Origin of the sequence: Streptomyces fuscigenes (genome assembly GCF_021556455.1) — a bacterium.
Lineage (GTDB): Bacteria > Actinomycetota > Actinomycetes > Streptomycetales > Streptomycetaceae > Streptomyces > Streptomyces fuscigenes.
This window is the reverse complement of record NZ_JAKGCV010000571.1, coordinates 1-2,981: the sequence shown is the minus strand read 5'-3', so window position 1 is coordinate 2,981 and position 2,981 is coordinate 1. Positions and strand designations below refer to the sequence as shown.

Sequence of the window (2,981 nt, the reverse complement as noted above, 5' to 3'; positions counted from 1 at the left end):
TTCCCGCTCCCGCGGCGGACGCCGGTACGGCGCTCGGGACGGGGGAGCCCGGGGGCAGCGTCGCGGGCGGGGCGGACGCGGGCCCGGACGGATGGGCCGGCGCGCCCCCCAGAGCGCGGTCGAGGGCGGCCTGGGCCCTCGGGAACTCGCCGGGGTCCGCCTCCCGTACGCCTTTTTGCACATACGCGGAGCCCAGTACGGCCCACGCGTGCGTGTCCGCCGGGTGCGTGCGCAGCCACGCCGTCCGGTCCCGGACCAGCGCGTCCAGGTCGGCGGCCGCGGCCGGGGCGCCCGCGGTCACGGCGGTGAGCGCCCGCGCCTCCGGTCCGCCGAGGGGCGGGGGCTCGTGCTTCTTGTCCGGCACGAACACCAGCACGCCCGCGATCAGTACCCCGCCGATGCCGAAGGCCACCGCCGCGCGCCTGACCTGCCTGGCGCCCCGCCCGGTCCGTTGGTCATTGTCCGCATTCATCGCATTCATGGGGCTCACTGTGCGCCAATATGAAGATCACACTTTGACCTGTGGGGTGGATCGCATACGGGTTCACACCGATGGCGGTCGGTGCGAACCTGGGATCATGGACGATCTGCTGGAAACCGGACCCGCTGCCACCGGCACCGCCGCCGCTGCCCTCACCGAGCGGCTGGGTGCGGGCCTGCCTCCCGAGGCGCTCATCACCGATCCCGACGTGATGGCCTCGTACGCCCACGACATGGCGAGCTTCTGCGAGGCCGGCGCGCCGGCCGCCGTGGTGCTGCCGCGCACGGTCGAGCAGGTCCAGCACGTGCTGCGGACGGCCACCGAACTGCGGGTCCCGGTCGTCCCGCAGGGGGCCCGCACGGGCCTGTCCGGCGCCGCCAACGCCTCCGACGGCTGCATCGTCCTGTCCCTGGTGAAGATGGACCGGATCCTGGAGATCGACCCCGTCGACCGCGTGGCCGTCGTGGAGCCGGGCGTCGTGAACGCGACGCTCTCGCGCGCCGTCGCCGAGCAGGGCATGTACTACCCGCCGGACCCCTCCAGCTGGGAGACCTGCACCATCGGCGGCAACATCGGCACCGCGGCCGGCGGACTGTGCTGCGTCAAGTACGGGGTCACGGCGGAGTACGTGCTCGGGCTCGACGTCGTGCTCGCCGACGGGCGGCTGATGTCGACCGGGCGGCGCACGGCGAAGGGCGTCGCCGGATACGACCTGACGCGCCTGTTCGTCGGTTCCGAGGGAAGCCTCGGCGTCGTCGTGCGGGCCGTCCTCGCCCTGAAGCCCGAGCCCCCGCAACAGCTCGTGCTGGCCGCCGAGTTCACATCCGCGTCGGCAGCCGGTGAGGCGGTGCGGCAGATCGTGGAGCGCGGCTTCGTGCCGTCCCTCATGGAGCTGATGGACGGCACGACGGTGCGCGCCGTCAACGCCATGGCGAACATGGGCCTGCCCGAGACCACCGAGGCGCTGCTGCTGGTGGCGTTCGACACCCCGGACCCGTCGGCCGACCTCGCCGCGGTCGGGGAACTGTGCACGCGGGCCGGCGCCACCGAGGTCGTGCCGGCCGACGACGCCGCCGAGTCGGAGATGCTCATGCAGGCCCGCCGCCTGTCCCTGCCCGCGCTGGAGGCGGCGGTCGGCACGACGATGATCGACGACGTGTGCGTGCCGCGCGCCCGGCTCAGCGACATGTTCGAGGGGGTCGAGGCGATCGCGGAGAAGTACGACACCAAGATCGGCGTGTGTGCGCACGCGGGCGACGGCAACACCCACCCCATCGTCTGCTTCGACCCGACGAAGCCCGACGACGTCCGCCGCGCGAAGGCCGCGTTCGACGAGATCATGGAACTCGGCCTGCGCCTCGGTGGCACCATCACCGGCGAACACGGCGTGGGCGTCCTGAAGAAGGAGTGGCTGGCGCGTGAACTCGGGCCGGTCGAACTGGAGTTGCAGCGTCAGATCAAGGCCGCCTTCGACCCGCTTGGCCTGTTGAACCCGGGAAAGCTCTTCTGAACCTACGGCTCTCTGGAACCGGCGGCTGCCTCGCACCGGCCGGCTCCCTGGACCCGGTCGGCTCCCTCGCACCGGTCGGCTCCCCGGAACGGCCGGTTGCCTCGAACCCGTCGGCTCCCCGGAACGGCCGGCTCCCTGGACCCGGTCGGCTCCCCGGCCGAGATCGTCCCTCGGCCGTCCCGTCGCGCCCCCTCGCCGCACCACCGGCGCGAGGGGGCGCCGCCGTTTCTCCGCCGCCGCCCGCCGCCTCTGATGTCAGTCTGGGTTGACATGAGGCCTCGCGTTAGTCCAGACTGACAGGGCGATGGAATACTGGCCGCATGGATTCCGGAGACCTCTCGACGCGCCTGACCTCCCTCGACCCCGCCGTCGGCCTGCGTGCCGTCGGCGCGCTGCACCGCCTCGCCGAACAGGTCGAGGCGTCCTCGGTGGCGCGCGCCCGGGAACAGGGCTGGTCGTGGGAGCAGATCGGCGACGCCCTGGGCGTGTCCAGGCAGTCCGTGCACGCGAAGTACGGGAAGTGGGAGTGACCCATGTTCGAACAGTTCGCGGACGAGGCGCGCGCCGTGGTCACGGACGCGCTGGAGGAGGCCCGCCTGCGGGGCGACCGGCGCATCGGTACGGAGCACCTGTTGCTGGCCGCGCTGCGCAACCAGGACGGGCAGGCCGTCGCCGGCCTGGGGCTGGACGCCGACGCGGCGCGGGAGGCGCTGCGGGAGCTGGACCTGGAGGCGCTCGACGCGGTCGGGATCGACGCGCGCGGCGCCCGGCGCCCGGCGGTGCCCGCCTCGCGCAAGCGCACGCCGTTCACGTCGGCGGCCAAGGGAGTGCTGGGGGACTCGCTCAGGGAGGTGCGCGCGCAGGGCGCCCGCCGGATCACCCCGGCCCATGTGCTGCTCGCCCTGCTGGGCCTGCGGGAGCCGGACCCCGCCGCCGAGGCCCTGACCAGGCTGGGCGTCGACCGGGCCGCCGTGCGGGCCCGGCTGACGG

Annotated in this window: 3 protein-coding genes and 1 pseudogene; 3 read left to right on the top strand and 1 reads right to left on the bottom strand. The window is 73.6% G+C overall.

All coding sequences use genetic code 11. The features are described 5' to 3' along the window. Positions 1–481: pseudogene (locus L1885_RS26420) on the bottom strand (hypothetical protein); the annotation flags it as partial. A gap of 97 nt (positions 482–578) precedes the next feature. Here L1885_RS26420 and L1885_RS26415 point away from each other — a divergent pair. From L1885_RS26415 to L1885_RS26405, 3 genes are all read left to right on the top strand, one after another. Beyond that, on the top strand, positions 579–1,991 hold the full coding sequence (locus tag L1885_RS26415; RefSeq protein ID WP_235799679.1) for an FAD-binding oxidoreductase: 1,413 nt from the start codon (positions 579–581) through the stop codon (positions 1,989–1,991). Positions 1,992–2,311: 320 nt separating this feature from the next. Then, positions 2,312–2,521: a helix-turn-helix domain-containing protein gene (locus L1885_RS26410; protein WP_235799678.1), complete on the top strand. Its 210-nt coding sequence runs from the start codon at positions 2,312–2,314 to the stop codon at positions 2,519–2,521. Positions 2,522–2,524: 3 nt separating this feature from the next. Beyond that, on the top strand, positions 2,525–2,981 hold a 457-nt coding region (locus tag L1885_RS26405), incomplete at its 3' end, for a Clp protease N-terminal domain-containing protein (RefSeq protein WP_235799677.1).

Excerpts from the sequence above, each read along its gene's own strand:
- L1885_RS26415 (WP_235799679.1), top strand. The coding sequence starts at position 579 with ATGGACGATCTGCTGGAAACCGGACCCGCTGCCACCGGCACCGCCGCC.
- L1885_RS26410 (WP_235799678.1), top strand. The coding sequence starts at position 2,312 with ATGGATTCCGGAGACCTCTCGACGCGCCTGACCTCCCTCGACCCCGCC.